This window comes from Dyella subtropica (assembly GCF_026283965.1).
In the GTDB taxonomy this organism is placed as follows: Bacteria; Pseudomonadota; Gammaproteobacteria; order Xanthomonadales; family Rhodanobacteraceae; genus Dyella_D; species Dyella_D subtropica.
Window position 1 is genome coordinate 41,846 of record NZ_JAPDPD010000011.1, and the last position, 24,473, is coordinate 66,318.

A 24,473-nucleotide genomic window follows, 5' to 3' on the forward strand; every position below is an offset into this window, starting at 1 on the left:
ATCCCTGCGCTTTCGTGGCTTGGTCACGAGGCTTCAACGGACGTTACCCTCATCCCCAAGGACACGTAATGAAAGCCATGACGCGCAGGATGATTCCCTTTTGTCTGTTGCCGTCGTTGGCAGCTTCATATAGCAGTTTCGCGGCTGATGCAGGTCATAGCTGACATCCCTGTTCATGCACTGTCGCTGCAACGAAAGCGCACCCGCTTCACAACCATGTTTCTCCGTGGTCATCGCTGACCGCACTTCCCCCTCCGTTTTGACCACTCTTTACAGGGCTGTCATATGAAAAACGCTTACGCGCTGAATACGCCGAAAGAAAATCCAGGTGTAGCAAGTTATGTGCTTAGTCATGTCAGAACGTTTTTGCGTCCTCTGGCTCTTGCGATTCCCCTTGCCCTCTTTGCGATCAATGCAAATGCGGCGCAGGATGTCTCTGTTGATTATACGAATGTCCTAAGAAAACTGGATCATTTGGCTCTTGGCGGTGTCGATGAGAGTGCTTACGGGGCTCCTAATGTATTGGTAAACGATGCGCTGCAGCAGGCTAGGCTGAAGGCGCTGGGTGTTCCGTATATGAGAATTAATCTCAAATACAGCACGCCCGGCAATCCGAATAGCCCTATTGTTTGCGGGGCTAGCGGATGCGATACCAGGTGGAGCGGCGACGATTGGGTTAACCACATAAAGGCACTTGGGGCGGAACCTGTGGTTGAAGATCCCAGCAACCCCAGCGATCTGCCAAGCCTTGTGAAGCATTTCAATGTGGACACGAACAATCCTGTTCACCGATGGCTTGGTGGAATCAACGAGCCCAATATCCACGGGCAGACTGCGACGACATACAGCACGAATTTCAACGTGACTTACGACGCCATGAAGGCCGTGGATTCGACCATTCTCATTGGTGGTCCAACCATCGCATGGTACGACAGCGGGTTTCTTCAGACGTTCTTGAACATGTCGGGGAGCCGCGTGGACTTCCTTGATTTTCATGGTTACGCGCAAGGGACCACTCAGCTCACTTACGACGTACTGTTCGGCAAGGCTCAGACCTACGAGACGGACATCTTAGACCTCTATAAGCGTATTCAAGCGACCGTTCCCTCCAGGGCTTCAAATATTTCGATTGAAGTTGGCGAGTGGGATCTTGACGATGCAGGGCACGCGCTGGAATACACCCCGTTTGAAGCGGCATGGGGCGCGTCTACGATGGGGCATATCCTAAGAGCCGGTGGCATCGGGATGCTGTATGCGGACAAAGGCAATCTTCTGCTAAAGACCGGCGCGGAAGTGCCCAATGGCAAGCTCGATGATCCGACGCCGATGTATCATGCGTTAGGCATGTACACGGGAGAAGGCCTGTTCCCAAGTTTCGGAACGGACCTGGTGCAGGCGACGACGAGCATTCCCAATGTTGAGGTATATGCCTCGGACAATCCGAAGAATATTGTCGTTATCAATAAGGACCCTAACCTTTATCAGACCGCGACATTCGCCTTGAATGGGGTCTCTACAGGGTCTGCGGAAGTGTGGAGGCGGGATCAGTCGAGCGGGTCCTCCGCGAGCCCGGTAGATATGGGTGCGGTGCAGATTGTCAATGGTTCATTCTCATATAGCCTGCCTCCATTTTCCGTAACCACGTTTGTGGTCGGAGGGTCATCCACTCCTGCACCTGGTCCGTCGGTATCTGGGTTTTCGTTATACGATGCCGATACCAAGAAGTTGATCGGTGTGCTGCAGAACAATCAAACCATCTCCCTTTCCAAGCTGCCGACAACGCATTTGAATGTTGAGGCAACTACGGCGCCTGCCAATGTAGGAAGCGTGGTATTTGGGCTGGATGGTCAGGCCAATTTTCACGTAGAGAATTATTCTGGCTATTTCATGGAGGGGAAGAGCGGCAATTATTGGGCGCCGACGGTAGGGGCACACACGATTACCGCAACGCCTTACGCAGGAAAGCAGGCGCAAGGGCAACAGGGTAATGCTGGTTCCATTGCTATCCATGTGGAGCCGTAGGCGTTGGGGCTGAGGTATCCCAGCTTTTTCTACATGTGAAATCATGTAACTAATAGTTGGGATGCATGCGTCACGAAGCGTGTTTTTGCTCGTCATTCCGGCGCAGGCCGGAATCCAGTTGAATTGTCGTGCGAAGCACTCAAAACTGTTTTTGTGTGCTTCGCACGGCTTATTTAAACTGGATTCCGGCCTGCGCCGGAATGACGGCTCAAAACGTGGGGATACTTCAGAGTCGGGAGGGGGTGGACATGCGCGAAACCCTCTCCCGAGGATGCTCCTAAAGCTACTTCAACGGCGGCTGCGGCGTCCTCTTCTTTCTCGTGCCCATCGCTCCAGACGCGGCTGCTTGCAGGATGCGGCGGAAAGTGGGGCATTCCATATGACTCGACGCGGTGCAGGCAGCGGCGTGCCGGAGGCCGTCGCGCATGGCGCTCAGTTTGTGGATCGTCTGGTCCAAGACGTTCGCCTTGGCGGCGAGCATCTGCCGGTCGATGCGCAATTGCCCGTCCGCTGCCCACATCAGCGCGAGCTCATCCAGCGAGAAGCCGGCGGCGCGCCCCAGGGCGATCAGCGCTAACCGTTCGAGCACGCCGGGATCGAACAGTCGGCGTAAACCCCGTCTGCCGACCGAGGCGATCAGCCCCTTCATTTCATAGAACCGCAAGGTCGAAGCGGGAACGCCGGAACGCTTAGCCACCTCTGCTATGTCCAGGTACTTCACCCTCTTGACCTCAAGTCGACTTGAATTGGCACACTGCCGATCCCGCGCCTTGAAAGCAAGAAGGAGAATGAAATGGATGTCACCCGCCAGACCAATGACGAGCAGACAACACTTTGGAACGGCACTGGCGGTCGCGCCTGGGTCGAGTCGCAGGCGGTACTCGATCAGATGTTCGAACCGTTTGAGTGCCTGCTAGCCGAATCGGTCCCCGCCGGATCAGCACACCGCGTACTCGACGTTGGCTGCGGCACGGGTAGCACAACACTCGCTGTCGCACGGCGGCTCGGCGCGAAGGGGCGTTGCATCGGCATCGATATTTCCGATCCGATGCTCGCTGCCGCTCGGGTCCGCGCTGAAAGGGAGGGAGCGCCGGCAAGCTTCATCCGCGCAGATGCCCAGATGCACGCCTTCGAGCCCGCGAGTTTCGACGCGATCATTTCGCGCTTCGGCGTGATGTTCTTCGAAGACTCCGTGCGGGCGTTTGCGAACTTGCGACGTGCCGCAAGAGACGGCGCCGAACTCCGCTTCGTCGCTTGGCGGGGCCCTGAGGAAAATCCGTTCATGACCACGGCCGAGCGCGCCGCGGCGCGGCTTCTGCCCAACCTGCCGGCGCGTGCGCCGAACGCACCAGGACAGTTCGCCTTCGCGGACAAGCACCGGGTCTACCGCATTCTGGAGGAGGGTGGCTGGGCCGGGATCGACATCCGGTCGATCGATGTCGCCTGCACGTTTCCCGAGAAGGAGTTGATCCCCTACCTGACCCGGCTCGGCCCTCTCGGCCGCGTGCTGCAGGAGGTGGACGGCCCGACACACGCCCAGGTTATCGAAACGGTCCGCACCGCTTTTGATCCCTATGTGCATGGAGCGGAAGTGGGCTTTACCGCGGCCTGCTGGATGGTCGTCGCCCGGGTGCCGCTGTCATCGGCTGCGCCGAGAGAAGCGGCAAATGTCTGAGGCGGCGGCTTATCTGATGGGGGCTCTTGTGATCGGAGGGGGCGCGACGGTGGTCATGGACCTCTGGGCGGTTGCTCGACAACGGTTGCTCGGCATTCCTCCGCTGGACTATGGCCTAGTGGGGCGCTGGCTGGCCCATCTGGCGAGGGGGATCTTTCGCCACGACCCCATTACCGCCTCGCCAGCTGTGCAGGGTGAGCGCCTGATCGGGTGGACGGCTCACTATCTGATCGGCATCGCATTCGCGGGTGTGCTGCTCGCCATCTGGGGCCTTGAATGGATTTGCCGCCCGACCATCGTCCCCGCGTTGATGATCGGAGTCGGCAGCGTGGCGGCTCCGTTCTTGCTCATGCAACCGGGCATGGGTGCCGGCATCGCCGCCAGTCGCACTCCTCATCCCGCCACAGCGCGTCTGCGCAGCCTCGTCACGCACGGGGTTTTCGGTCTCGGCCTCTACTCGGCCGGTTGGGTCGCCCATGGGTTGGGCGTGTTTCGATGGTGGAGCTTTTGTTAGCGGCTCTAAATATTTCGGGTCTTCGTGGAAATATTCGATGCGTCTCGGTCTCGCAAAGTCTCCTGGCGCAACGTGCGCGTGAGCGTCTTGAGCTGCTCATAATGGGAGCCGTGCCAATAGATGCGCTCGCATCGGGCGCAGTGCATGAAACGGCGGAATCGCGCGTAAACGCGCGGTGGCACGCGACCGGCAACGGCGGCGCGCTCGACGGGTCGCAGCTCTCCGTTGCAGGCCATGCAGCGGGTGAATGGCTTCAGGTCCCGCTGTAGCGAAAAAGCACGAATCACTTCCTGGATCTGCTGCTGCGGATCGGTAGCGCGGACCCAGTGTCCGCGTGAAATAGCGCCACGTTTGAGCAGTCCCACGTCACGCGTCAGAAGAATGCGACGCTCGCGCACGGATGTGCTCGCCAGGCGCGCGTCATCGCAATGACGCTCGTAGACCGTATCGAAGCCAAGAAGCCGCAGTCGCCGCGCGAGCACACCGAGATGCACGTCCGCGACGAAGCGCGTACGGCGTAGCGGGCGAGGCCGCAAACGATAGAGCGGACGCAGGTCGAAACGCTCGAACATCGGGTAGACCGCGACGCGCTCCCCGCCGCGCAGCCGGTACGCGAAGCGAACCGATGTGCCATCGACCAGGATGAGATCGACCTCCGTGTGCGGCACGCCCAGCGACTCGATCGTATCCTTCACGGCCGGTGTACCGTCAAAGGCATGCGCGAACGTGCGTTTGCGTCGTGCCATGGGCAGAAAGTCGTTCAGCTCCTCGTAGAAGCGAAACTCTGCCGTGTGCAGGGACGATGGCGCTGCGTGCCGCAGTTCAGGCGAGTGAGCCATTGGTGACGAGGCCTCGATACGCGCCCTCTGTCTATCCGATGCGTCCGTGCGCTTGGCGTGGGCCGCTGACCGAAATGACCGAATCAGAGCCGATGCAGAGAGGACGACACAGTATGTGCTCTTTGTGCCGAGCGCGGCTCCTGGAAGGTGTCCGCGACCACCCGTGCATGTATCGGTTTGGACGCCAACGTGTGTGTGGCTGACTCGAACGTTGAGGGCGAAGAGGGGCTGGCGGTCCGTTTACACAAAATCTGAAGCACGCCCAATCATAGATAGGATCCCGCCGATCCAAGCGGTATCTTGGCCCGCCAAATCGCCAGATGTTGTGCCATTTCTTCCGCGTAGTTGTAGTCCGGTTCGGCGCGTTCCTGGATTTGCTGGAGTACTTCAAACGCAAAGTGCTCATCACCGTAGGTGCGCCAGTCTTCCATCAATGCCTTGTTACGGTGAGTTCCAAGCTGGAGCTCCATTCGGTGACGATTCAAAGCGCCTGCAAGGTTGATGCTTTGATCGACAAGTGTTCTGCCGGTGACGAGGTTTTTGATAGAGAAAATGCCCATCGGAGGCAGGGCCATTTTGTAAGCCCGTGTGAGCTCCTTGCGTCGAGTGCGCTCCATTACAAATGTTCCTCGGTAACACGGGTCGGCCATTGAAAATCCATGGTCGCACCGATGCCTTCTTGGATATGGGCGGGCCAATGCGCAGTCAGTTCACGCAATTTGAAAGCGTCGTTGGCAAACAAGGCGCGGACGGCCTCTTCGAAGTGAGGTCGATCCCCGGCCATGTCGCGCATGAACAGATAGCAGACTTCTTTGGCGCGGGCCATTCGGTATCGACCATCCCTATCCCTGCTGGCTTCTTCGACCAGCAGACGCAAGGTTGCATTTGCGCTGCGCGATTGCTCTGCCAGCCAGTTCCAATGGCGAGGCGGCAAGTTGATGCTTCGGCCTTCGAGTCGAGACGAGCTTGACGAGGTCAAGTCGTGTGCGTTTGTCACGTTCGGAGGGCCACTCACTTGGAACCTCCTGGCACGACGCTCGCGGTTTCCGACAGAGGCAGCAAACGCGAGTCCTCGATGGCTGCGGTTCGGTGTCCCATGCCGGCCAAATAGGCGTCGTGCGAGGCGAAAGCCGAGAACGACTCAACACTGCATTGCCTGATCAGCATGGCTATGTCCCAGCGCTCGTCTGGTGGTCCAATCAAGAAAGGCCCACCCGTACCAAGGAATTCGATGCTGCCTCCCGACGCGCGCAGGTAGGGCAGTGTGTGCTCGATATAGCGCTGAAAGGCCTCCGCTCCCGTGATGGGGGTTTGCGGTGCCAATTCGGGAGTCGCCGCATAGTCAGCCACGCCGCGCAGACGCAACAGGTTGAGCATGAGGATGTTGCCGCTCATTTGCCGCATGACAAATGCGCGACCTGAACTCTGGGTCGGTTCCAGATAGCGAGTGATTGGCTCTGATGCCGTCATGGCTAGGGAGTCCTGGCTGGGTTACTTGCCCCAAGGAGAAGTGGCTCCGGCGAGGAGCATGAGCGACTTTCCCGAGCTGCGATGTGGCTTGGCTGACCTTCGGCCGGTGAGGCGTCGGGCGCAAAATATACCCGGGTGTAATTTGATGGTCAATAACAGCCGGGTAAAAAGATGGCCTGGGGGAGTGCGGGTGGCGGACACGAGTGGCGATGGGGCCTGGCGGGCTATGTGCCGCGTTGAAGCCGATCGCGCTTGACCAGCAAAGATTCGCGGCGAAATACCACGTGCTCTTCGTGCCGTCCTGATGGCCACGGCTTCCGATCAGGGGCGTCCGAGTGAGTGGGCATGCTCGGCTCTGCGCTCTCGTGCCTGTACATCGTCGAGAATGCAAGCCGTGCCTGTTACGCCCTGCGGGTGCTTCGCCAAGACGTCACGCTTTTCGTGGCATATGTTCACGGCACAACTGGAGAGCGGCTGCAGGCGCACGTCGCCGACACGCCTTCGGACGCGCACTCACGCATCGCCCGCTCTCCTTGGGTGCCCCCGGCTTCCCGGTCCAACGCACGCACCGGGCCGAGAGGTTTCTTTCCGTAGCCAAACCAACTGCAAGGAGCTGCACGATGACCGCCAACAGCGTTTCAAGCGCCGCATATTGCCAGGGGTTTTTCGCCGATCACGGTGGAGCCGCCTACGTCGAGCAACTGAAGAAATCGGGTTTCAATACCGTGATCCTGGCGTTGGGGCACCCTCACGAACAGGCTGATATCTACTACGGCAACACGTTGATCATTCGTAATGGCGTCTACGTCGGCCCGGTCGGTTGGCCGGAGCTGGTCGCCAGCCTGCTCAAGGCGCCCACCACGGTCAATCGGGTGCTGTTTTCGATCGGCGGCGCCGATGTCGGCGACTTCGGCAATATCGCCAATCTGATAAAGAAATACGGCACGGGCCCGGAAACCGCGCTTTATCGCAACTTTCATGCGCTCAAGTCTCTATTCCCCGCCATCGAATGCATCGACCTGGATGATGAAGAGCAGCTGCAAGCTTCGGTCATCGTGCAGTTCAGCCTCATGCTCGGCCGGATTGGCCTCAAGACCACTTTTTGCCCGTACTACCAGCCAACGTTCTGGGTCGACTGTCTCAAGCAGATCGAAAAGGAGGCGCCCGGCCAGGTCGTGGGCTTCAATCTTCAGTGCTACTCCGGTGGCGGCGGCAATGAGCCGGCTCAATGGATCGCCGCTATCCGCCAGGTCATGGGCGATAGCTTCCCGGCAACGTTCGTCACGCCTGGGCTGTCTTCTTCGCAGACGCCCGACGAAGTGCGCGAACAGTTCGAAATATGGCGCACCAGCGGGATCAACAGCGGCTTCTTGTGGACTTACGAGGATGCCGGAAATCAGGCGCCTGCCTACGCACAAGCGATTCGCGACGGCTTGCAGCATCCCTTGCAAGGCAAGCCGCCGATCGGCAAGCCGGGTGAACGGACGACCGGCGACCGTGCTTGACATCATGCTCATGGCCGATGGCTGCCTTTCCCGGTAGCTAATCTCAGCGACGCGAGTTCTGGACTCCCTCCTTGCGACTGAAGGGAGTCCCCTTTTCGGGGCAAGCAGGGGGAGGGGGCATCTGGTTTGCCGCTTATCGCGGCACGTGAGCGAACAATGACCCCAAGAAAAAACCGCGCTGATGCACAGGCTAGCGTTCCTTGGGTCGGCGATTTGTAGTTCGTTTCTTGCGCTGAGGCGACGGTGCCGCTTCAAGCGCGCGGCGCAGTTGCGGCGCCTGCTCATGAATGTAGTTCCACAATCGATGCGCGACCGGCCCATGCGGTTGATCACAGCGCCTTGCCGCAACCAATTCCACAGTGTTACCCGGTAGGTAGCGGCCGGCAATGGATTGCAGATGTCCGTCGCGCAGTTCCTCTTCGATCAAGAAACGTGGCATATGGCCCCAGCCAAGGCCCTGAAGGATGATTTCCTTCTTCATCAACTGATCCGCCACCGTACATTGGTGCGCACCCTCGATCGTGAAATAGTCCCGGGGCGGCGAATGGCGCGCGGTGTCCCGGATGATGCACTGGGTGAACTCGCGCATCTGCTCAGGTTTGATCGAGCGCGAGACAGGCGATGGCAGAAAGCCCGCCGCGACCACCGGAATGAATGGCACTTCGCACAGATCCACCCACTCCACGCGTGAGTCGCTCTTGTCGACGTGGTGCAGGATCAGGTCGGCATCGCCGTCGAACAGCCGCTCCCACGGCCCGGTGACGGCCTCGAAGTGCACATGCAGGCGCGTTCCTGGGCATTGCGCGAAGAAGCGGCCGAGCATGCCGAGCACCTGCGGACGAGGGCACAGGTCGCCTATGACCACCTGCAGCTCGCTTTCTTCGCCCATCACCAGTTGTGCGGCATGGGTACGCAAGCCTTCCACTTCGCGTAGCAGCGATTGCGCACGGTGGTGGAATGAACGCCCATCCGCGGTCAGGCGTACCCGATAGCCGCTGCGATCCAATAGAGATAAGCCAAGCTGGCGTTCCAGTTTGGCGACGGCAGCGAATACCGCAGGGTGCGAGCGGTGCAATGCCGCGGCTGCCGCCTGGAAGCCGCCAGCGCGGACCACGGCATCGAAGCATTGCAGGTCATGAAGGGTGAATTCGGTCATGTCAGCGTTGATTACAAAGATTGTGCGATCTTTGTAATATCTATGCGATTCGGCCGCAACTAGGATTTGCTCCACGGCATCCGCCGTTGCAAGAGCAAGCATCCGATCCGGCCATGCCGACTCGGCGCTCTCAAGAAACGTCATTCAGAAGAAGACGCGCCGCAGATGAAACATCTATCTTTCTTTACCACCGGTGACGGTGCTCGTATGGCCTACCGATTCGATGGCGATGCCGACAAGCCGGTGCTCGTCCTATCGAACTCCATTGGCACCACGCTCCATATGTGGGATGGACAGATTTCGGAGCTGTCGAGGCACTTCCACGTCCTGCGCTACGACTTGCGTGGACATGGTGCATCCAGCGCTCCTGCGGGGGCCTATTCGATGGACCGGCTCGGCCGGGACGTCATCGAGTTGCTCGACGCGTTGGGTATCGAGCGGGTGCATTTCCTGGGCTTATCGCTGGGCGGCATGATTGGCCAATGGCTGGGCATCTATGCTCCGGAACGGATTGACCGCCTGATATTGAGCAACACCTCACCCTTACTCGGGACCGCCGACCAATTCGATCAGCGCATCGCTTCCGTGCTGCAAGCCAAGGACATGGTGGAGACCGCCGAGATGTTCCTGGGCAATTGGTTTCCGGCGCGCATGCTGGAAGCGAAGGAGCCTGTCGTTGAAGAGTTTCGCGCCATGTTGTTGGCCACAGATCGGCAGGGCCTCGCGGGGTGTTACGCGGCGGTTCGTGACATGGACCTGCGCCGGACCATCGCGCTTATCCCTAACCCGACCTTGGTGATTGCCGGCCAGTACGACACGGTGACCGCTGCCAGTCACAGCGAACTCATCGCCGCGACCGTGCCCGGATCAACACTGGTCGTTTTGCCTGCCGTGCATTTGTCGAACGTCGAATATCCGGCCGAGTTCTTGGGTGCTGTGCTGGAGTTTCTTCTCGGCAGGACCTGATGGCCTTCCGATGAGCGAGGTTTTGCCTTTGCTCTGGGGTCCCTGCGTATTCGCGGTTTCCTGCTTTGATGTTGGGCTATCGCAACCTGGCCGCGATAACGCGAACATCGAAGCGTCAACGCCACTGGACCCCGGCCTCCGCCGGGGTGACGAAGCAGGGGTGGCGTCGCGAGCACTCACCCCGCCTCAGTGCTCTCCCCGTGCACAAATCGGTGAACGGGGAGAGGAGGTATGGATCACCAAAAAATAGTCCTTCCCAAGATGTCGATTTCAACCGCCGTCGTTCGTCGACCGATAGAAACCCCTCTATCCATGGTGAAACACGATGGCTTTGAAGCTCTATGCCCACCCCTTTTCTTCCTACTGCCAAAAAGTGCTGACGGCGCTGTATGAGAACGGCACGCCGTTCGAGTGGCGCCTCTTGTCGGGCGACAACCCCGAGGTGTTTGAGGAATTCGTGGCCCTGTGGCCAGTGAAGCGCTTTCCTTTGCTGGTGGACAATGACCGCACGGTGGTCGAGGCGAGCACCATCATTGAATACCTCGGCCTCTGCCATCCGGGCCCCGTGGTCCTGCTGCCGGCGGATGCGCGTGCGGCCCTCGAGGTGCGCAGCATGGACCGCTTCTTCGATAACTACATTTCCACGCCGCAGCAGAAGATCGTGTTCGACAGCCTTCGGCCTGAGGCGGCACGCGACGCGCATGGCGTGGCGGAGGCGCGCGCGATGCTTGAAACCGCTTACGCCTGGCTGGACCAGCACATGGCCCAGCGCGAGTGGGCGGCCGGCGACCAGTTCAGCCTCGCCGACTGTGGCGCGGCACCCTTTCTGTTCTATGCCGACTGGACGCATCGCATCGATGTGTCGTTCTCCCATGTGATCGCCTACCGGAAACGGCTACTGGCCCGCCCGTCGTTCGCCCGCGCGGTGGACGAAGCGCGCCCGTATCGGCCGCTATTTCCGCTTGGCGCCCCCGATCGCGATTGACCGTTCCGTCCCGCCAAGGAGGTCAACTCAGGCTGAGCACGTGCTCACTCATGGAGTGGTTCCCTGGCCGGGAGTTAGCACGACGTTCGCTTTGCTGGCATGGCGCAACCGATGCAGGACCAGAAGACGAAACGCAGCGGGGATCACGAGCATGGATAGCAGCGGCGCGGTGAGCATGCCGCCCACCATCGGTGCCGCGATGCGCTGCATGACTTCGGAGCCCGCGCCGTGGCCCAGCAGAATCGGGAAGAGGCCGGCGAGGATGACGGCGACGGTCATCGTTTTGGGTCGTACGCGCTGCACAGCGCCTTCGCGAATCGCGTCGTTGAGCTGAGTGGGGCCTGCCTGGGGGTTAAGCACGAGGTGCTGCTCCCAGGCATGCCGTAAGTACAGCAGCATCACTACGCCGAACTCGGCGGCGACGCCGGCCAGGGCGATAAAGCCGATCATTGTCGCCACGGATACGGCGTGCCCCAGCAACAAGATCAGCCACAGCCCGCCGACGAGGGCGAGCGGTACGCTCGCCATGATCATCATTGCTTCGCTGGCTCGACGAAACATCGCATAGATCAGCCCGAAGATGATCACCAGCGCGATCGGCACCACGACTTTGATGCGCTCCATCGCGCTGGCCAGATACTCGAACTGACCTGACCAGGCCACCGTAATGCTTGGCGGCAACTTCACCTGTTTAGCCACGGCGCGCTGCAGATCGGCGACGACGGCACCGAGATCACGGCCGCTGGTATCGACGTAGACGTAAGTGGCCAGCTGGCCGTTCTCGCTCTTCAGCATCGGCGGCCCCGCATTCAGCGTGATGTCGGCGATTTGGCCAAGGGTCAGTTGCGCGCCGCTGGCAGCGACGATCGGCAACTGCCGCAAGGCCGCGACCGAATCACGATCGATGCGCGGATAGCGCAGCACGATCGGATAACGCTCTCGTCCCTGGACGATCTGCCCGATGGGGTTGCCACCCACCACCGTCGCGATCAGCTCCTGCACCTGCTGCTGGCTTAGCCCATAACGCGCTGCATCATCGGGGCGAATATGCACGTCGACGTAGCGGCCACCCGCGGCGCGTTCGGCAATGGCCGAGCTGACGCCGGGCACGGTCCTGGCGACGGCTTCGATCTGATCGGCCACGGTCTGCAAGGAGGAGGGATCGGGTCCGAGCACCTTGATGCCGATCGGACTCTTGATGCCAGTGGCCAGCATGTCGATGCGGTTGCGGATCGGCGGCACGAACAAGTTCGTCAGCCCCGGCACATGCACGGCCTTATCCAGCTCGTCCTTGAGCTTGTCCATGGTCATGCCCGGCCGCCACTGGTTCTTCGGTTTGAAGGTGATGGTGGTTTCGAACATCTCCAACGGTGCCGGATCGGTGGCCGTCTCCGCACGTCCGGCCTTGCCAAACACGTGATCGACCTCGGGCACGGTCTTGATCATGCGATCGGTGAGCTGCAGCAGCTGCGACGCTTTGCCGGCCGACAAACTTGGCAGCGCGGTTGGCATATACAGCAGCGTGCCTTCGTCCATCGGCGGCATGAACTCGCTGCCTAACCGACTGAAGGGAATCGCGGCGCTGAGCAGCAAAGTCCCGGCCAACACCAAGGTCGCCTTTGGATAACGCAGCACGGCTTCCAGGATCGGCCGGTACAGCGCGATCAGGCCGCGATTGAGCGGATTGTCGTGTTCGGCGCGGATGCGCCCGCGCACGAGGTATCCCGTCAGCACCGGCACGAGGGTGACGGCGAGCCCGGCCGCCGCTGCCATCGCGTAGGTCTTGGTGAAGGCGAGCGGCTTGAACAACTTGCCTTCTTGTCCTTCCAGCGCAAACACCGGCACGAACGACAGCGCGATGATCAAGAGGCTGACGAACAGCGCCGGCCCCACTTCGGCGGCCGACTCGGCGACCAGCGTCCAGCGTGCAGGGCCTTGGGGTTCCTCCCCATCGTGCGCATCACGCCAATGCTCCAAATGCTTGTGCGTGTTTTCGATCATCACCACCGCGGCATCGACCATCGCGCCGATGGCAATCGCGATACCACCGAGCGACATCAGATTGGCCGACACACCTTGCAGATGCATCACGATGAAAGCGGCCAACACACCGAGCGGTAGCGTGATCACCGCCACCAGTGCCGAGCGCACGTGGCCGAGGAACAGTGCGCAGACCAGCGCAACGACCATGAATTCCTCCAGCAACTTGCCCCACAGGTTCTCCACGGCCGCATCGATCAGTTGCGAACGATCGTAGGTCGGCACGATCTCCACGCCGGCCGGCAGGCTGTGTTTTAGCTCGGCGAGCTTGGCCTTCACCGCGGCGATCGCTGCCTTGGCGTTCTTGCCCGTGCGCAGCACGATGACGCCGCCGGCCACTTCGCCTTGGCCGTCCAGTTCGGTGATGCCGCGCCGGAAGCTCGGGCCGCGCCGTACCGTGGCGACATCGCGCAGCAGTACCGGTACGCCGCCGGTGTTGGCGGCAATGGGTACGCGTTCGAAGTCCTCGCGACTGCGCAGATAGCCTTCGCTGCGCACCATGAATTCGGCTTCGCCTTGTTCGATCACCGAGCCGCCGTTCGCGCCGTTGGCGGAGCGGATCGCCTCGACCAGTTGCGTCACCGTCACGTTGCGGGCGGCCAGCTGTTGCGGGTCAGGCACGATCTGCCATGCCTGTTCCATGCCGCCGAGGCTGGCCACTTCAGCGACATCTGGCACGGTTTTAAGCTGATAGCGCAGGAACCAGTCCTGCAACGCGCGCAGCTGACCGAGGTCGTGTTGCCCCGTGCGATCGGTCAGCGCGTATTCGTAGATCCAGCCCAAACCGGTCGCATCCGGACCCAGCGACGGGCTCACGCCCGAGGGCAAGCGATCGCGTACTTGGCTCAGATACTCCAGCACGCGCGAACGTGCCCAGTAGAGATCCGTGCTGTCGTCGAACAGCACATAGACGTAGGAGTCGCCAAAGAACGAGTAGCCGCGAACCGTCCTGGCCCCGGGCACCGACAGCATGGTGGTGACCAGCGGGTAGGTCACCTGATCCTCGACGACCTGGGGCGACTGACCTGGCCAGTTGGTGCGGATGATCACCTGGGTGTCGGACAGATCGGGCAGGGCATCGATCGGGGTTCGTATCGCAGCAAATACACCGGCCAACGCCAGCGTCATGGCGGCCAGCAGCACGACCACGCGGTGCGCGATCGCTGCGCGGATGACGGCGGCGATCATGGGTGTTCTCCCGGCATGGTCATGCCCGGCATCGGCGCGCTGGTCGCGGGTGCCGGCTTCGCGACAGGGTCATTCAAGCGCTCCAGCGACCCCGACAGGCTCGCCTCCGAGTCGATCAGGAACTGACCAGACACCACCACCTTCTCGCCACCGGTAAGGCCGTCGAGAATTTCGGTGTAACCGCCGGCCGCACGTCCAGCGCGTACGGCGACGGCGCGGAAGTGGCCGCTGTCGTCGGCGACGATCACCCGTGTGTGATCGCCCGTCGCAATCAACGCATCGTCAGGCACCACCGGCACGGCTTTGCCCGGCATCGGGTCGAGCTGCACGGTGGCGAACATGCCGGGACTCAACCTGCCTTGCGGGTTGGCGAGCACGATGCGTGCGCGCTGTGTACGCGTGGTCATGTCGATATCGGGCAGCAGCGTTTCCACGTGGCCGCGAAAGACTTGTCCCGGCAGCGCATCGACGTGAACGGTGACCGGCGTATCCGCATGCACCATGCCGGCCACGATCTGCGGCAAGGCCGCCTCGACCCACACCGTAGAGAGCCCGTTGATCGTCATTAGCGTCTGTCCGGCATTGACGCGCTGACCCTCACGCACATCCAGCGTACCGATCACGCCGGCTTGAGGCGCATGCAAGGTGATCTGGCCGCCGCTGCCAATCGTGCGGCCATCGGCAGGCGACAGGCCGAGTGCCTGCAAGCGTTGTTGCGCGGCGCCACGCAAGGCTTTCGCCTCCATCGACTGGACATGCTGCAGCGCCTGCGATTCAGCCACGGCGCTGCTCCACTGCGGCGCGAGCAGGTCAGCCAGCGGAGCACCCGCGGCGACGTTGGTATACGGGGCGCGCACGTACAGCTTGCTCACCACCGCGTCCACACGGGCGCTGACGACCGTGGCTTGGCGCAGATCCCAGCTGATCGTGCCGGGTACGCGTACCGTCGCCGGCAGCACGCGGCGCTCCACCGATGCCGTGCGTACACCGAGGTTTTGCACGGTTGCTGCATCGATGCGTACCGTGTTCGTGTCGGCGCCGGCATCGGCATATTTGGGCACCATCTGCATGCCCATCGACGACAAGCCGGGCTTGTCATGGTGCTCGGCGGGAATCATCGGGTCGTACCAGTACAACACCTTGGCACTGGCAGCTGGTGCTGGAGATCCTGTGATGGCGGGATGATCGGCGGAAGGTCCCGCCTGATCAGCACCGCGGCGGCCCGCCCAGTAAGCAGCCATCGCGGTAACGAGCAGCACGGCAAGAATGAAGGGGATCAACAGTGCGCGTTTCATGGGGTATTCCCCTCGGGCAGCAGGTAACTCAAGGCCGCCCAGGCACGACCGTAGTCGGTCAGCATGCGGGCAAAGTCGGTGTGGTGAGCGATTTCGTCGCGGCGTGCTTCCAGCAAGGGCTGGATATCGCCGCCGCCGCGATAGGCGGCTAACGCCAACGCGGCACGATCGTTGGCCTGCGGTAGCAGTTGGTCGAGATGCCGACGCACTTGCCGCCCTAACGCGTCCCATTGCGCCCAGGCCGCCTGCACGACTTCGGTTTGCTGCCGCCGTGCATCATCGTGCTCGGCACGGACGGCATCGAGATCAGCGGCACGCGCGCTGATGCCGCGGTCCTGCCGATCGCGAGTGAACAGCGGCAGGCTCACGCCGACCTGCAACGACACCATGTCGGACAGGCCCCGAACACGGGAGCCGTAATTCATACCGACACTCCATTCGGGATGCTTCTCGGCCCGCGCCGCCGCGAGAGCGGCTTCGGCAGCGTGTTCGCGTGCCGGCCAGTCCAGCAGGTTGCCTTGTTGATCGACGCTGGCCAGCAGAGCGGGTTCGTCACGGGGCAGTACCGCGAAATCCGGCGCATCAGCCAGTGGCTCGTTGACCGGAGCACCGAACCATCGCCCCAAGGTTGCCCGCGCCTGAGCTTCGCGCGAGGTGGCATCGTCGATACGGTTCTCCAGGTCGAGCGCTTCCATCCGCATGGCCAGCACGTCGGCCGCGGAGCCGGTGCCGCCGCGCAATCGCGCCTCGGCCACCGCGACATCCACGGTCCACTCGCGCCGCATCGCCTGCAGCATCTGGGCTTCATGGTGAGCGCCCCATGCGCCGATCCAGGCGGCGGCGACGTGTTGTTCGATCGCAAGCCGGGTCATGGCTGTGGTCGATGCCGCTTGCTCGACATTCGCACCGGCGGCATCGCGCTGCGCCTGCCGTTTGGTCCGCGACGGCAGCACTTGGGTAAGCCCGACCGTGCGCATGGTCATGGTGTCACCGCCAGCCGTAAACGCGCCTGGCCCCTGGATGGCCAGATTGTCGATACCGAAGGTGAGTTGAGGATCGGGCAGGGCGCCTGCGCGCCCAGCTTCTTCACGGGCGGCATCCTGCTTGGCAAGACGCACCTCCAGTAGAGGCGCCTGCACCAAGGCCCGTCGCGTCGCGGCGTCCAGTGTCAGGGCCGTCGTGGAGTCATCCGCCCATGCTGGGGAGGCGAAGAGACATAGGACGGCCCATAAAAGGCACGGCCAGTGGCGCGCCCGGAAGGCTCGCGTCCAGATTCGATACGAAAACATGACTAGCTCCGATCACAAAACCGTACGGGCCATGCACGCAGGCATGGCCACCGAGTGGTCAGCGATCGAGGGCTAAATCAACAGCGAGCAGAACCGCAACGTAGGCGGTGGATCGGGGCGAAGCAGCGCGACATCAGGCAAGGGCGCCTGGTCGGGTGCACGTACGATGGTTCCCAGCGAAGTGGGGGATGCGAGCGGCAACAAGAGCGGCGGAACCGCCGGTAGGCGGACGTCATGCGCCGAAGTCGCGTTACCGGCGCAGTGCTCCGCGCAACGCGCATCCGCATTTTGGTGAAGAAGCGATGCCTTCGCCTTGGAGGCCATGCCCATAGCTGCGCAATCGCCCGTCATCACGGTATCGGACGATGCCGTCGGCAACGTACAGACATAGGCAGCCATGGCTAGCTGCTGGAACAGCAGGCAAAACACCACCACCGCGGTCCATAGGGCGCGGCGACGGCGGCTGATGTGAAAACGCATGCGCATGGCGGGGCCATCTTAACGCAGCTGGAGTTGTTGGCGCCTGGATAAAGCGTATGCGGCACGAGGCATCTTTTTGCTCGTCCTCCCGGCGAAGGCCGGGATCCAGTTTTAATAAGCTGTGCGAAGCACACAAAAACTGTTTTGAGTGCTTCGCACGGCACTCCTGCTGGATCCCGGCCTGCGCCGGGATGACGGCTCAAAACCTAGGCGTACCTCAGCCTCGGCCCGTTTCGCTTCTCAGTTGAGCAACACCAAACCATGGCTTTACGCCTTTTGGCTTTTGCTCGCCTTCGGTCGAGCACCCGCCGGCGCGTTCTTCTTCAATTTGGTCTGGTTGTATTCAATGGCCGCACGGACAAGGCTCTTTAAAGCGCGCTGGTTGATCTTGTCACCCTCGAAAAAATCGATTGCCCGCCATGTGCTGCCACCGAGCCCCGCGTTGAAGAGTTTGTCGGGATCTTCAAGGTGCGCACCGTGAGAAAAGGTGAGCTTCACCTTCCCCTTGTGAGCGTTGGCGACCGCGATCATTCCATCGCGAGACCACACCGGGCTTCCCATCCACTTCCACTCCTCGACGATGTCTTTGTCGACCTCGAGGATGGCCTTGCGAACGTCGGCGAATGTCTTGCCACGCCAGTCCGTGATGCCTGCGATCAACTGGTCAATGCGTTCCGATGGATTCATGGGTTCCTCTGGGCCCTGTTTGGTCATGCGATGTTCAATCGATTGCTTACGGCTCAGCGCAACTGCTGGATGCGAATCATGTTGCCTGCGGGATCGCGGACGGCGCAGTCGCGAACTCCGTACGGCTGGTCGGTGGGTTCCTGGACGATATCGGCTTCGCGGGCTTGCAGCCGCTCGAAGGCGCCGCCGAGGTCCTTGGTGGCCAGGAGGAGGATGCCGAAGGTGCCCTTGGCCATCATCTCGGCGATGGTGCGGCGTTCGTCGTCGGTGATGCCGGGGCTGGCGTCCGGTGGATACAGGACGATGGAGGTGCCGGGCTGGCCGGTTGGGCCGACGGTGATCCAGCGCTTGCCGCCGTATCCGACGTCGTTGCGGACCTCGAAGCCGAGGGTGTCGCGATAGAAGGTCAAGGCGGCGTCCGGGTCGTTCTGCGGGAGGAAGCTTGAGTGAATGGTGATGTCCATGGCGGTCTCTCTCAGTGGTGGTGAAGTTGACGGCGATCAGTCTAGTTCCGGCTCGGTGGCCAGCGCTTCTCGATTCCTGATCGGTCGCGTCACGTGTTTCGCCACGCAGGACGGGATCCCCACGGTCGTATGCGCCTCCTGGCGCCGATAGGTGCTGGGTGACATGCCGACCAGCTCGGTGAACCGGGTACTGAAGGTGCCCAGCGACGCGCAGCCAACCTCGAAACAGACCTCGGTGACGCTGAGGTCGCCACGGCGCAGCAGCGCCATCGCACGCTCGATGCGCCGCGTCATTAGATAGGAGTAAGGAGACTCGCCGTAGGCGAGCTTGAACTGGCGGCTGAGGTGTCCGGCCGACATATGCACGCCACAAGCCAACGCCTCGACGTCCAATGGCTGCGCGTATTCCCGGTCGATCCGGTCGCGAACGCGACGCAACCGTGCGAGGTCGCGCAGATGCAGTGCTTCAGCGGGTTTGCTGGTCATCGGCAGGATCGTGTCACGTCGCACCGGCGTGCATCAAGTCCGTCGATGCGGGGCATCCTTTGTTCTGTGTTCGCGACAATCGATGGATTATCGGGACCTGGCCGCTTATGCGGCGGGCATTCCGTGGGTGTGGCGATGCCTTGGGTCGCTTTCTGTGCTGTTGCCGATGAATAGGTGCGGTGTTGCGACCTGGCCGCTTATGCAGCGGGCATTCCGGACGCCTGCCGGCGCCCGGGTCACTTTCTCTTTGCTGACCCAAAGAGAAAGTAACCAAAGAGAAATGGTCTGAGAGCATGCGGCGCGCTTCGTGGACGCGCTTTTTCCAGTGCCGGACGGTGGAGGCGTGGCGATACCAAAAGGCTCGTCCTCTCGAAATCTCCCGCGCAAGACGGAGAGAGACGAAAGCTATGCAAGGCGATACATCAGGAAACCATCCCAACGCCTGACACTGGAAAAGGTGCGGCTACAGAGCACATCGCCTGCTCTGAGGCCATTTCTCTTGGGTTACTTTCTCTTTACTCCGGGCATCCATGCCCTCCGCCCTTCGGGCCAGCTCCGCTGTTCGCACCCGCTCCTGCGGGTGCGTGGGCCAGCAAAGAGAAAGTGACCCGACTCGCGGCAGCGAGGCGGAACGCCCGCTGCGTAAGCGGCCAGGTCGCGATAGCGCATCGATTATCGCGAACACAGAACAAATCCCCCAGCACTGCTCTGCCGGCGTAGAGATTTTGAACAGGCTTTTTGAATGTCTTATTGAATGTAAGGCATGCCCACGATGGGGCATGTCAGTGAATGGCAGGGGAGTCGATAGTGCCCCTTTGGCCCCATTAACAGACCGCCGGTGAGCGCGGCGTGAGTGCAGCCGTGGACGTGGTGCCACGGCTCCATCGCTGCGTAGGTTTTTCGCCCACGGGGTGGGCTCCTACAAAAACTCAGGTGCCGCACATGTTTAATGTAGGAGCGCACCCTGTGCGCGAAAAAGCACCTCGCCACAGACGCGGATCACAAGGGCTTATACTCCGCCCAACGCGCTGACTCCGAGTAGCCCTATGCCTTGGCAGATGCGATGGGCCTGGCTGATTACGGCGAGCATGGGCTTGGCCCATGCAGGAACATTGTCGGTGCGGGTCGTCGATGCCCAGGGCAAGCCAGTCAGCGATGCCGTCGTGACACTAGCCGGGGCCAGCCAGCCTGCGGCGGCCCATGCGGCAAGCACGCGCTATATCGATCAAAAGAACGAGACCTTTATTCCCTACGTGCAGGTTGTGCGGCCCGGCGACAGCGTCGTGTTCCGCAATAGCGACACCACACGCCATCACGTCTACTCCTTTTCGCCGGTCAAATCCTTCGAGTTCATTCTTCGCCCGGGCGAAAGCTCGTCACCCGTCGTCCTGGACCGCGCGGGTACGGTGGCCGTGGGCTGCAATATCCACGACCACATGATCGCTTATCTGGTCATTTCGCCCGAGCAGGCACAGATGACAGCGCAGCAAGGCCTGGTCAAGTTCGACGCATTGGCGCCCGGCCACTACAGGGTGCAGGTATGGCATCCGCAATTGCATCCGGGCCGGCCGCAACCGGAGGCGCAGGCTGACGTAAGCAGCAATGCGGACGTATCGCTAACGCTGTCGCTGTTGCCAGACCCGCGCAGCTTTGTCGATCGCGAGCACGTGGACTATTAGACGCCATGCGCATCGTCGTCGGCTTCCGGCTTCGTCTTGCGCTGTTCGTCGTCACGATGCTGGTGATGGTGCAATCGTCCACGGCCATCCTGCTCTACACAACCACTCGCCAGGCACTGATCGCCGAGGGCGAGCGCCAGCTTGAAGCGAATGCGAAGGCTTTTATCGCGCAGATGGACGATGTCTCCACACGAGTCGCCACCAGTGTCGGCGTGCTTGCCCAGGATTATGGCTTGCGGGTGGCCATTGCCGAACGTGATCGCGGCACCGTGCTGTCGGTCTTGCGCAATCATGGGCGTCGCGTTGGCGCATCGCGCATGCAGCTGGTGAATCTGGATGGAACCCTTGAAGCGGATACCGCCGACAGTCAGGCTGCCGGTCGGCGCTTTGAGTTTGCCGATCTGCTTGAGCACGCGTTCGAAAAGCGCTCGGTTGCGGTCGCCACCTTGCATGGAAAGGCTTACTGGATCGTCGCCGTACCGGTCTATGCACCCCAGCCGGTAGGGCTGGTGGTTGTGCATATGCCTTTGGACGATGCCGAGCTGGCACATATGCAGCGCCTGACCATGCTGCCAGACAACGTCGTACTGGCAACACAGTCGTCGCAAGGTCGATGGATGGCCATGGCAAGCAATGATCGCGAATCGCTTTTTTCGCAGTGGCTTGGCCGGGTGAGCGGCGATTTCCCCATGCGCCTTGGGCTTCAGGACATTGCCGGGCATGAATATATGGTGCTCGCGCAGGCACCGCGTCAGCCACGCGGCAGTGCACCCGTGATCGTGGTGTTCGGCTATTCCCTGGACGATGCGCTACGCCCTTATCGCCACATTGCGCTGGTCTGGTCGGCGCTGCTGGCCATTGGCCTTACCGCCGGCTTGCTCGGCACATGGCTGATTGCACGCAATGTGTCCCGCCCGCTGGAACAATTGGCGGTCACGGCCAAGCGGATAGAAGAAGGCGACTACAGATCGCCGCCTCCGCTGCGTCGGCGAGACGAAATCGGCGAATTGGCAAAGGCGATCGGCACCATGGCGGTGGCGGTGCGGCTGCGCGAAGAGCGCATACGCCACCAGGCCACGCACGATGCCGCCACCGGATTGCCGAATCGGATCGCGATCGAGAACAGCATTGATCAGGCCATATCCGCAGGCACTGCGAGCGGGGCTTTGCTGATGATCGGGCTCACTCGCGTACCCGACATCATCAAGACGATGGGGCACGGATTATGCGATCGCTTGATGCGCGATATCGGCAAACGTATTCATCGGCTGATTGACGAAGGCGTGGTCGCACGCGCAACCGATAGCGAGTTCGTTCTATGGCTTGCGGACAAGACGCGCGATGGCGCTACACAAGTCGCATTGCGTGTCCTCGACAAGCTTGCGGCACCGTATACAGAGCCGGACTTGAGCATCGACACGGTGCCCGCCATCGGCATCTCGATGTATCCGGAGAACGCCACCGAAGCTGTGGCGCTGCTGCGCTACGCCGAAACGGCGCAGTTCTCCGCCATCGGCCTGGCCAGGCCATTGGCGTTCTATCAGCCAAACATCGATCCGCATCGTCCCGAACGACTGTCGCTGATGAGCGAATTGCGCGAGGCGGTGGAGCGAAATCAATTGGAGCTTCATTACCAACCCAAGCTCACGCTCAACACACGCCAGGTGGACGCGGCCGAGGCCCTGGTCCGCTGGCACCACCCCACGCGCGGCTGGGTGTCGCCCGATCAGTTTATCGGCATGGCGGAGGACACCGGCAATATTCAGCGATTGACCCGTTGGGTGCTCGAAACGGCGGTAGCGCAAGCTAGCCAATGGTTCGCGCAAGGACTTGGCATTCGGGTGGCGGTGAACCTTTCCGCGCGCGATCTTGGTGATGTGCATCTGCCGCAGCGCATTGCCCACCTTGTCGCGCAGCATGAATTGCGACCTGACTTGCTAAGCCTGGAAGTGACCGAGCGCGCTGTGATCGGTGAGCCGGAGTTGGCGATTGGCTTGTTGCGACAACTCGCCGATCAGGGCTTCGGCATTGCCATCGACGATTTTGGCGTAGGTCAGTCGGCATTCGCTTATCTGCGCAAGCTTCCCGTCAACGAACTGAAGATCGACCAGAGCTTTATCACCCACCTTATGCGCGATCCCAACGACCGGATCATCGTGCGTTCGGTCGTCGACCTCAGCCATCGGCTGGGCTTCAAGGTCACCGCGGAAGGGGTGGAAGACCAGGGCACGCTCGACTATCTGTCGATGATCGGTTGCGACTTCGCGCAAGGCTTTTTCATCGCCAGACCCTTGGACGCCGATGCACTGGGGGATCTGACTGCCATCGCCAAAGTCAGCGGAGGACGTGCATGAAACGCGAGCTATTTGCCCTTTGCACGGTGTGCGGCACATACGTATTTTCGCCAACTCTGCACGCACAAGATTTCAGCGTGCACGCTTACGGCGACGAACGCCTTGTGGCCGCACCTGATGAAACCAGTTGGACCCGTGGCGGTTTTGGCAAGACGCGTTACGGTGATGGCAAGACGCAATTTCACTTCGGGGGCGCTGCCGTGCTCGGCACGGCGCAAGTGACCCCTTCGCTGCTGGCGCTTGGCCAACTGCAGTACCAGACCAGTGGCCACTCCGGCCTTAGCCTGTTGGAGGGCTATCTGCGCTATCGGCCGGTCTCCACGTCGCCGTGGCGATGGTCGTTGAAGGCCGGCGCATTCTTCCCGCCGGTGTCGCTGGAGAACGACGCCATTGGCTGGACCAGTCCGTGGACACTCAGCTCTTCAGCCATCAATACCTGGGTGGGCGAGGAGCTGCGCGTCGTCGGCGGTGAATTTCAGTTGGAGCATCGCGGCGCCATGGCGAGTTGGGATCTGCGCGCATCGTTGTTTCGCCGCGACGATCCGTCCGGCTCCATACTGGCCTATCGCGGCTGGTCGGTCGGCGACCTCGTTGCAGGCATCGGCAGTCGTTTGCGCGAACCGGACGCCGAAGTGACCGAAAAGCACGGAAGGCCGCCGCGCTACTACGACCCGTTCCGCAGCATAGGGCCGTCGCATTGGGGCAACTATGTCAGCCTGACCTGGCATGCGCCGGGTGATACGCGAGTCAACCTGCTGCACTACGACAATCACGCCGACCCCAGTGCCTGGGCGCCCTATGCCGGCGGTAAGCGGCAATATGCGTGGCGCGATCGATTCTGGAGTATCGGTGCACGCACGGAGACGGGGCCGGTTACCTGGATAGCCCAGGCGATGGACGGCGATACCACATGGACGCGGATCCCCAATCTCCCGCAGAAAACGCGCTATCGTGCCGCCTTCGTTCTGCTCGGCTGGAATCGCGGCACGTGGCGTCCGACCTTGCGCGTGGAACACTTCAGTACGCAATTGCCAGACGATACGTCAGGCGATACGCCCGGCGAACACCAAGGTGAACACGGCAACGCCATTACCGCCGCACTAAACTGGCGTCCACGTGATTGGCTACGCTTCACGGTGGAAGCACTGCGGATCCGTAGCACCTCCACCTTGCGCGGCGAATATGGGTTGCCGGAACGTGTCGGCGATACCCAGGTTCAGCTCAGCACTCGATTGTTGTACTAGCTGCGATGCTTTATGGATTTCGACCACAGGGTGGGCTCCTACAAGAACTAGGTAACGCACGAGGCTATGGTAGGAGCGCATCCTGTGCGCGATCGGCCTGTTCCGCAGATCAACCCGTCACGGATGCCTGGATTC

Annotated in this window: 22 protein-coding genes; 9 read left to right on the top strand and 13 right to left on the bottom strand. The window is 61.4% G+C overall.

What is annotated here, in order from left to right; translation table 11 throughout:
* Positions 1 to 285 precede the first annotated feature (285 nt).
* Positions 286 to 2,022 carry a hypothetical protein gene (locus tag OUZ45_RS11055; protein ID WP_266170123.1) on the top strand — a complete coding sequence of 579 codons (1,737 nt, stop codon included), beginning with the start codon at positions 286 to 288 and terminating at the stop codon, positions 2,020 to 2,022.
* A 283-nt stretch (positions 2,023 to 2,305) separates the two neighbouring features.
* Here the strand turns inward: OUZ45_RS11055 and OUZ45_RS11060 are convergent, their stop codons facing one another.
* Positions 2,306 to 2,743 carry a helix-turn-helix domain-containing protein gene (locus OUZ45_RS11060; protein WP_345781259.1) on the bottom strand — a complete coding sequence of 146 codons (438 nt, stop codon included), beginning with the start codon at positions 2,741 to 2,743 and terminating at the stop codon, positions 2,306 to 2,308.
* Positions 2,744 to 2,815: 72 nt separating this feature from the next.
* Here OUZ45_RS11060 and OUZ45_RS11065 point away from each other — a divergent pair, with 72 nt between their 5' ends.
* Together OUZ45_RS11065 and OUZ45_RS11070 are read left to right on the top strand one after the other, a co-directional pair.
* A complete protein-coding gene (locus tag OUZ45_RS11065) occupies positions 2,816 to 3,697 on the top strand; it encodes a class I SAM-dependent methyltransferase (RefSeq protein WP_266170124.1) in 882 nt (293 codons plus the stop codon).
* On the top strand, positions 3,690 to 4,211 hold the full coding sequence (locus OUZ45_RS11070; protein WP_266170125.1) for a DUF2938 domain-containing protein: 522 nt from the start codon (positions 3,690 to 3,692) through the stop codon (positions 4,209 to 4,211). Before OUZ45_RS11065 ends, OUZ45_RS11070 begins: the two co-directional genes overlap by 8 nt.
* A gap of 5 nt (positions 4,212 to 4,216) precedes the next feature.
* On the opposite strand, the gene OUZ45_RS11075 is transcribed toward OUZ45_RS11070, so the two are convergent.
* The 4 genes from OUZ45_RS11075 to OUZ45_RS11090 all read right to left on the bottom strand — a co-directional run bounded on the left by OUZ45_RS11075 (position 4,217) and on the right by OUZ45_RS11090 (position 6,445).
* A complete protein-coding gene (locus tag OUZ45_RS11075; protein WP_266170126.1) occupies positions 4,217 to 5,050 on the bottom strand; it encodes a Mut7-C RNAse domain-containing protein in 834 nt (277 codons plus the stop codon).
* 266 nt (positions 5,051 to 5,316) lie between these two features.
* Positions 5,317 to 5,667, bottom strand: coding sequence for a GIY-YIG nuclease family protein (locus tag OUZ45_RS11080; RefSeq protein WP_266170127.1), 351 nt, complete (start codon positions 5,665 to 5,667; stop codon positions 5,317 to 5,319).
* Positions 5,667 to 5,984, bottom strand: coding sequence for a DUF2239 family protein (locus tag OUZ45_RS11085; RefSeq protein WP_266170128.1), 318 nt, complete (start codon positions 5,982 to 5,984; stop codon positions 5,667 to 5,669). The genes OUZ45_RS11080 and OUZ45_RS11085 overlap by 1 nt, the downstream gene beginning before the upstream one ends.
* Positions 5,985 to 6,061: 77 nt before the next feature.
* A complete protein-coding gene (locus tag OUZ45_RS11090) occupies positions 6,062 to 6,445 on the bottom strand; it encodes a DUF1330 domain-containing protein (protein ID WP_266170129.1) in 384 nt (127 codons plus the stop codon).
* Positions 6,446 to 7,140: 695 nt separating this feature from the next.
* Here OUZ45_RS11090 and OUZ45_RS11095 point away from each other — a divergent pair.
* A complete protein-coding gene (locus tag OUZ45_RS11095; RefSeq protein ID WP_266170130.1) occupies positions 7,141 to 8,025 on the top strand; it encodes a hypothetical protein in 885 nt (294 codons plus the stop codon).
* Between the two features lie 190 nt (positions 8,026 to 8,215).
* On the opposite strand, the gene OUZ45_RS11100 is transcribed toward OUZ45_RS11095, so the two are convergent.
* Positions 8,216 to 9,181 (bottom strand): LysR family transcriptional regulator, encoded by a 966-nt coding sequence (locus OUZ45_RS11100; protein WP_266170131.1) that lies wholly within the window; start codon positions 9,179 to 9,181, stop codon positions 8,216 to 8,218.
* 66 nt (positions 9,182 to 9,247) lie between these two features.
* Between OUZ45_RS11100 and pcaD the strand changes: the two genes are divergently transcribed.
* On the top strand, positions 9,248 to 10,147 hold the full coding sequence (pcaD, locus tag OUZ45_RS11105) for a 3-oxoadipate enol-lactonase (protein ID WP_266170132.1): 900 nt from the start codon (positions 9,248 to 9,250) through the stop codon (positions 10,145 to 10,147).
* A 325-nt stretch (positions 10,148 to 10,472) separates the two neighbouring features.
* Entirely contained in the window at positions 10,473 to 11,132 is a 660-nt protein-coding gene (locus OUZ45_RS11110) for a glutathione S-transferase family protein (RefSeq protein ID WP_266170133.1), read from the top strand.
* A 48-nt stretch (positions 11,133 to 11,180) separates the two neighbouring features.
* On the opposite strand, the gene OUZ45_RS11115 is transcribed toward OUZ45_RS11110, so the two are convergent.
* The 7 genes from OUZ45_RS11115 to OUZ45_RS11145 all read right to left on the bottom strand — a co-directional run bounded on the left by OUZ45_RS11115 (position 11,181) and on the right by OUZ45_RS11145 (position 19,061).
* Positions 11,181 to 14,360 (bottom strand): efflux RND transporter permease subunit, encoded by a 3,180-nt coding sequence (locus tag OUZ45_RS11115; RefSeq protein ID WP_266170134.1) that lies wholly within the window; start codon positions 14,358 to 14,360, stop codon positions 11,181 to 11,183.
* The gene (locus OUZ45_RS11120; RefSeq protein ID WP_266170135.1) at positions 14,357 to 15,655 is read right to left on the bottom strand and encodes an efflux RND transporter periplasmic adaptor subunit; all 1,299 of its coding nucleotides are present in this window, start codon (positions 15,653 to 15,655) and stop codon (positions 14,357 to 14,359) included. The genes OUZ45_RS11115 and OUZ45_RS11120 overlap by 4 nt, the downstream gene beginning before the upstream one ends.
* On the bottom strand, positions 15,652 to 16,794 hold the full coding sequence (locus OUZ45_RS11125; protein ID WP_486599078.1) for a TolC family protein: 1,143 nt from the start codon (positions 16,792 to 16,794) through the stop codon (positions 15,652 to 15,654). Before OUZ45_RS11125 ends, OUZ45_RS11120 begins: the two co-directional genes overlap by 4 nt.
* A 222-nt stretch (positions 16,795 to 17,016) precedes the next feature.
* The gene (locus tag OUZ45_RS11130) at positions 17,017 to 17,430 is read right to left on the bottom strand and encodes a hypothetical protein (protein WP_266170136.1); all 414 of its coding nucleotides are present in this window, start codon (positions 17,428 to 17,430) and stop codon (positions 17,017 to 17,019) included.
* 261 nt (positions 17,431 to 17,691) lie between these two features.
* Positions 17,692 to 18,138, bottom strand: a complete 447-nt coding sequence (locus OUZ45_RS11135; protein WP_266170137.1) for a DUF1801 domain-containing protein — start codon at positions 18,136 to 18,138, stop codon at positions 17,692 to 17,694.
* 26 nt (positions 18,139 to 18,164) lie between these two features.
* A complete protein-coding gene (locus OUZ45_RS11140) occupies positions 18,165 to 18,575 on the bottom strand; it encodes a VOC family protein (protein ID WP_266170138.1) in 411 nt (136 codons plus the stop codon).
* A 36-nt stretch (positions 18,576 to 18,611) separates the two neighbouring features.
* The gene (locus tag OUZ45_RS11145) at positions 18,612 to 19,061 is read right to left on the bottom strand and encodes a helix-turn-helix transcriptional regulator (protein ID WP_266170139.1); all 450 of its coding nucleotides are present in this window, start codon (positions 19,059 to 19,061) and stop codon (positions 18,612 to 18,614) included.
* Positions 19,062 to 20,107: 1,046 nt separating this feature from the next.
* On the opposite strand from OUZ45_RS11145, the gene OUZ45_RS11150 reads away from it, so the two are divergent.
* The 3 genes from OUZ45_RS11150 to OUZ45_RS11160 are packed head-to-tail and all read left to right on the top strand — an operon-like array spanning position 20,108 to position 24,338.
* Positions 20,108 to 20,740, top strand: a complete 633-nt coding sequence (locus OUZ45_RS11150; RefSeq protein WP_266170140.1) for a cupredoxin domain-containing protein — start codon at positions 20,108 to 20,110, stop codon at positions 20,738 to 20,740.
* A 5-nt stretch (positions 20,741 to 20,745) separates the two neighbouring features.
* Complete coding sequence (locus OUZ45_RS11155) at positions 20,746 to 23,094, top strand: putative bifunctional diguanylate cyclase/phosphodiesterase (RefSeq protein WP_266170141.1); 2,349 nt, start codon at positions 20,746 to 20,748, stop codon at positions 23,092 to 23,094.
* Positions 23,091 to 24,338 carry a porin family protein gene (locus tag OUZ45_RS11160; protein WP_266170142.1) on the top strand — a complete coding sequence of 416 codons (1,248 nt, stop codon included), beginning with the start codon at positions 23,091 to 23,093 and terminating at the stop codon, positions 24,336 to 24,338. The genes OUZ45_RS11155 and OUZ45_RS11160 overlap by 4 nt, the downstream gene beginning before the upstream one ends.
* The last annotated feature ends 135 nt before the right edge of the window (positions 24,339 to 24,473 follow it).

What these genes read in the sequence shown, in the direction of transcription:
- OUZ45_RS11055 (WP_266170123.1), top strand. Translation starts at nt 286, where the DNA reads ATGAAAAACGCTTACGCGCTGAATACGCCGAAAGAAAATCCAGGTGTA.
- OUZ45_RS11065 (WP_266170124.1), top strand. Translation starts at nt 2,816, where the DNA reads ATGGATGTCACCCGCCAGACCAATGACGAGCAGACAACACTTTGGAAC.
- OUZ45_RS11070 (WP_266170125.1), top strand. Translation starts at nt 3,690, where the DNA reads ATGTCTGAGGCGGCGGCTTATCTGATGGGGGCTCTTGTGATCGGAGGG.
- OUZ45_RS11075 (WP_266170126.1), bottom strand. Translation starts at nt 5,050, where the DNA reads ATGGCTCACTCGCCTGAACTGCGGCACGCAGCGCCATCGTCCCTGCAC.
- OUZ45_RS11080 (WP_266170127.1), bottom strand. Translation starts at nt 5,667, where the DNA reads ATGGAGCGCACTCGACGCAAGGAGCTCACACGGGCTTACAAAATGGCC.
- OUZ45_RS11090 (WP_266170129.1), bottom strand. Translation starts at nt 6,445, where the DNA reads ATGAGCGGCAACATCCTCATGCTCAACCTGTTGCGTCTGCGCGGCGTG.
- OUZ45_RS11095 (WP_266170130.1), top strand. Translation starts at nt 7,141, where the DNA reads ATGACCGCCAACAGCGTTTCAAGCGCCGCATATTGCCAGGGGTTTTTC.
- OUZ45_RS11100 (WP_266170131.1), bottom strand. Translation starts at nt 9,181, where the DNA reads ATGACCGAATTCACCCTTCATGACCTGCAATGCTTCGATGCCGTGGTC.
- OUZ45_RS11110 (WP_266170133.1), top strand. Translation starts at nt 10,473, where the DNA reads ATGGCTTTGAAGCTCTATGCCCACCCCTTTTCTTCCTACTGCCAAAAA.
- OUZ45_RS11115 (WP_266170134.1), bottom strand. Translation starts at nt 14,360, where the DNA reads ATGATCGCCGCCGTCATCCGCGCAGCGATCGCGCACCGCGTGGTCGTG.
- OUZ45_RS11120 (WP_266170135.1), bottom strand. Translation starts at nt 15,655, where the DNA reads ATGAAACGCGCACTGTTGATCCCCTTCATTCTTGCCGTGCTGCTCGTT.
- OUZ45_RS11130 (WP_266170136.1), bottom strand. Translation starts at nt 17,430, where the DNA reads ATGCGCATGCGTTTTCACATCAGCCGCCGTCGCCGCGCCCTATGGACC.
- OUZ45_RS11135 (WP_266170137.1), bottom strand. Translation starts at nt 18,138, where the DNA reads ATGACCAAACAGGGCCCAGAGGAACCCATGAATCCATCGGAACGCATT.
- OUZ45_RS11140 (WP_266170138.1), bottom strand. Translation starts at nt 18,575, where the DNA reads ATGGACATCACCATTCACTCAAGCTTCCTCCCGCAGAACGACCCGGAC.
- OUZ45_RS11145 (WP_266170139.1), bottom strand. Translation starts at nt 19,061, where the DNA reads ATGACCAGCAAACCCGCTGAAGCACTGCATCTGCGCGACCTCGCACGG.
- OUZ45_RS11150 (WP_266170140.1), top strand. Translation starts at nt 20,108, where the DNA reads ATGCCTTGGCAGATGCGATGGGCCTGGCTGATTACGGCGAGCATGGGC.
- OUZ45_RS11155 (WP_266170141.1), top strand. Translation starts at nt 20,746, where the DNA reads ATGCGCATCGTCGTCGGCTTCCGGCTTCGTCTTGCGCTGTTCGTCGTC.
- OUZ45_RS11160 (WP_266170142.1), top strand. Translation starts at nt 23,091, where the DNA reads ATGAAACGCGAGCTATTTGCCCTTTGCACGGTGTGCGGCACATACGTA.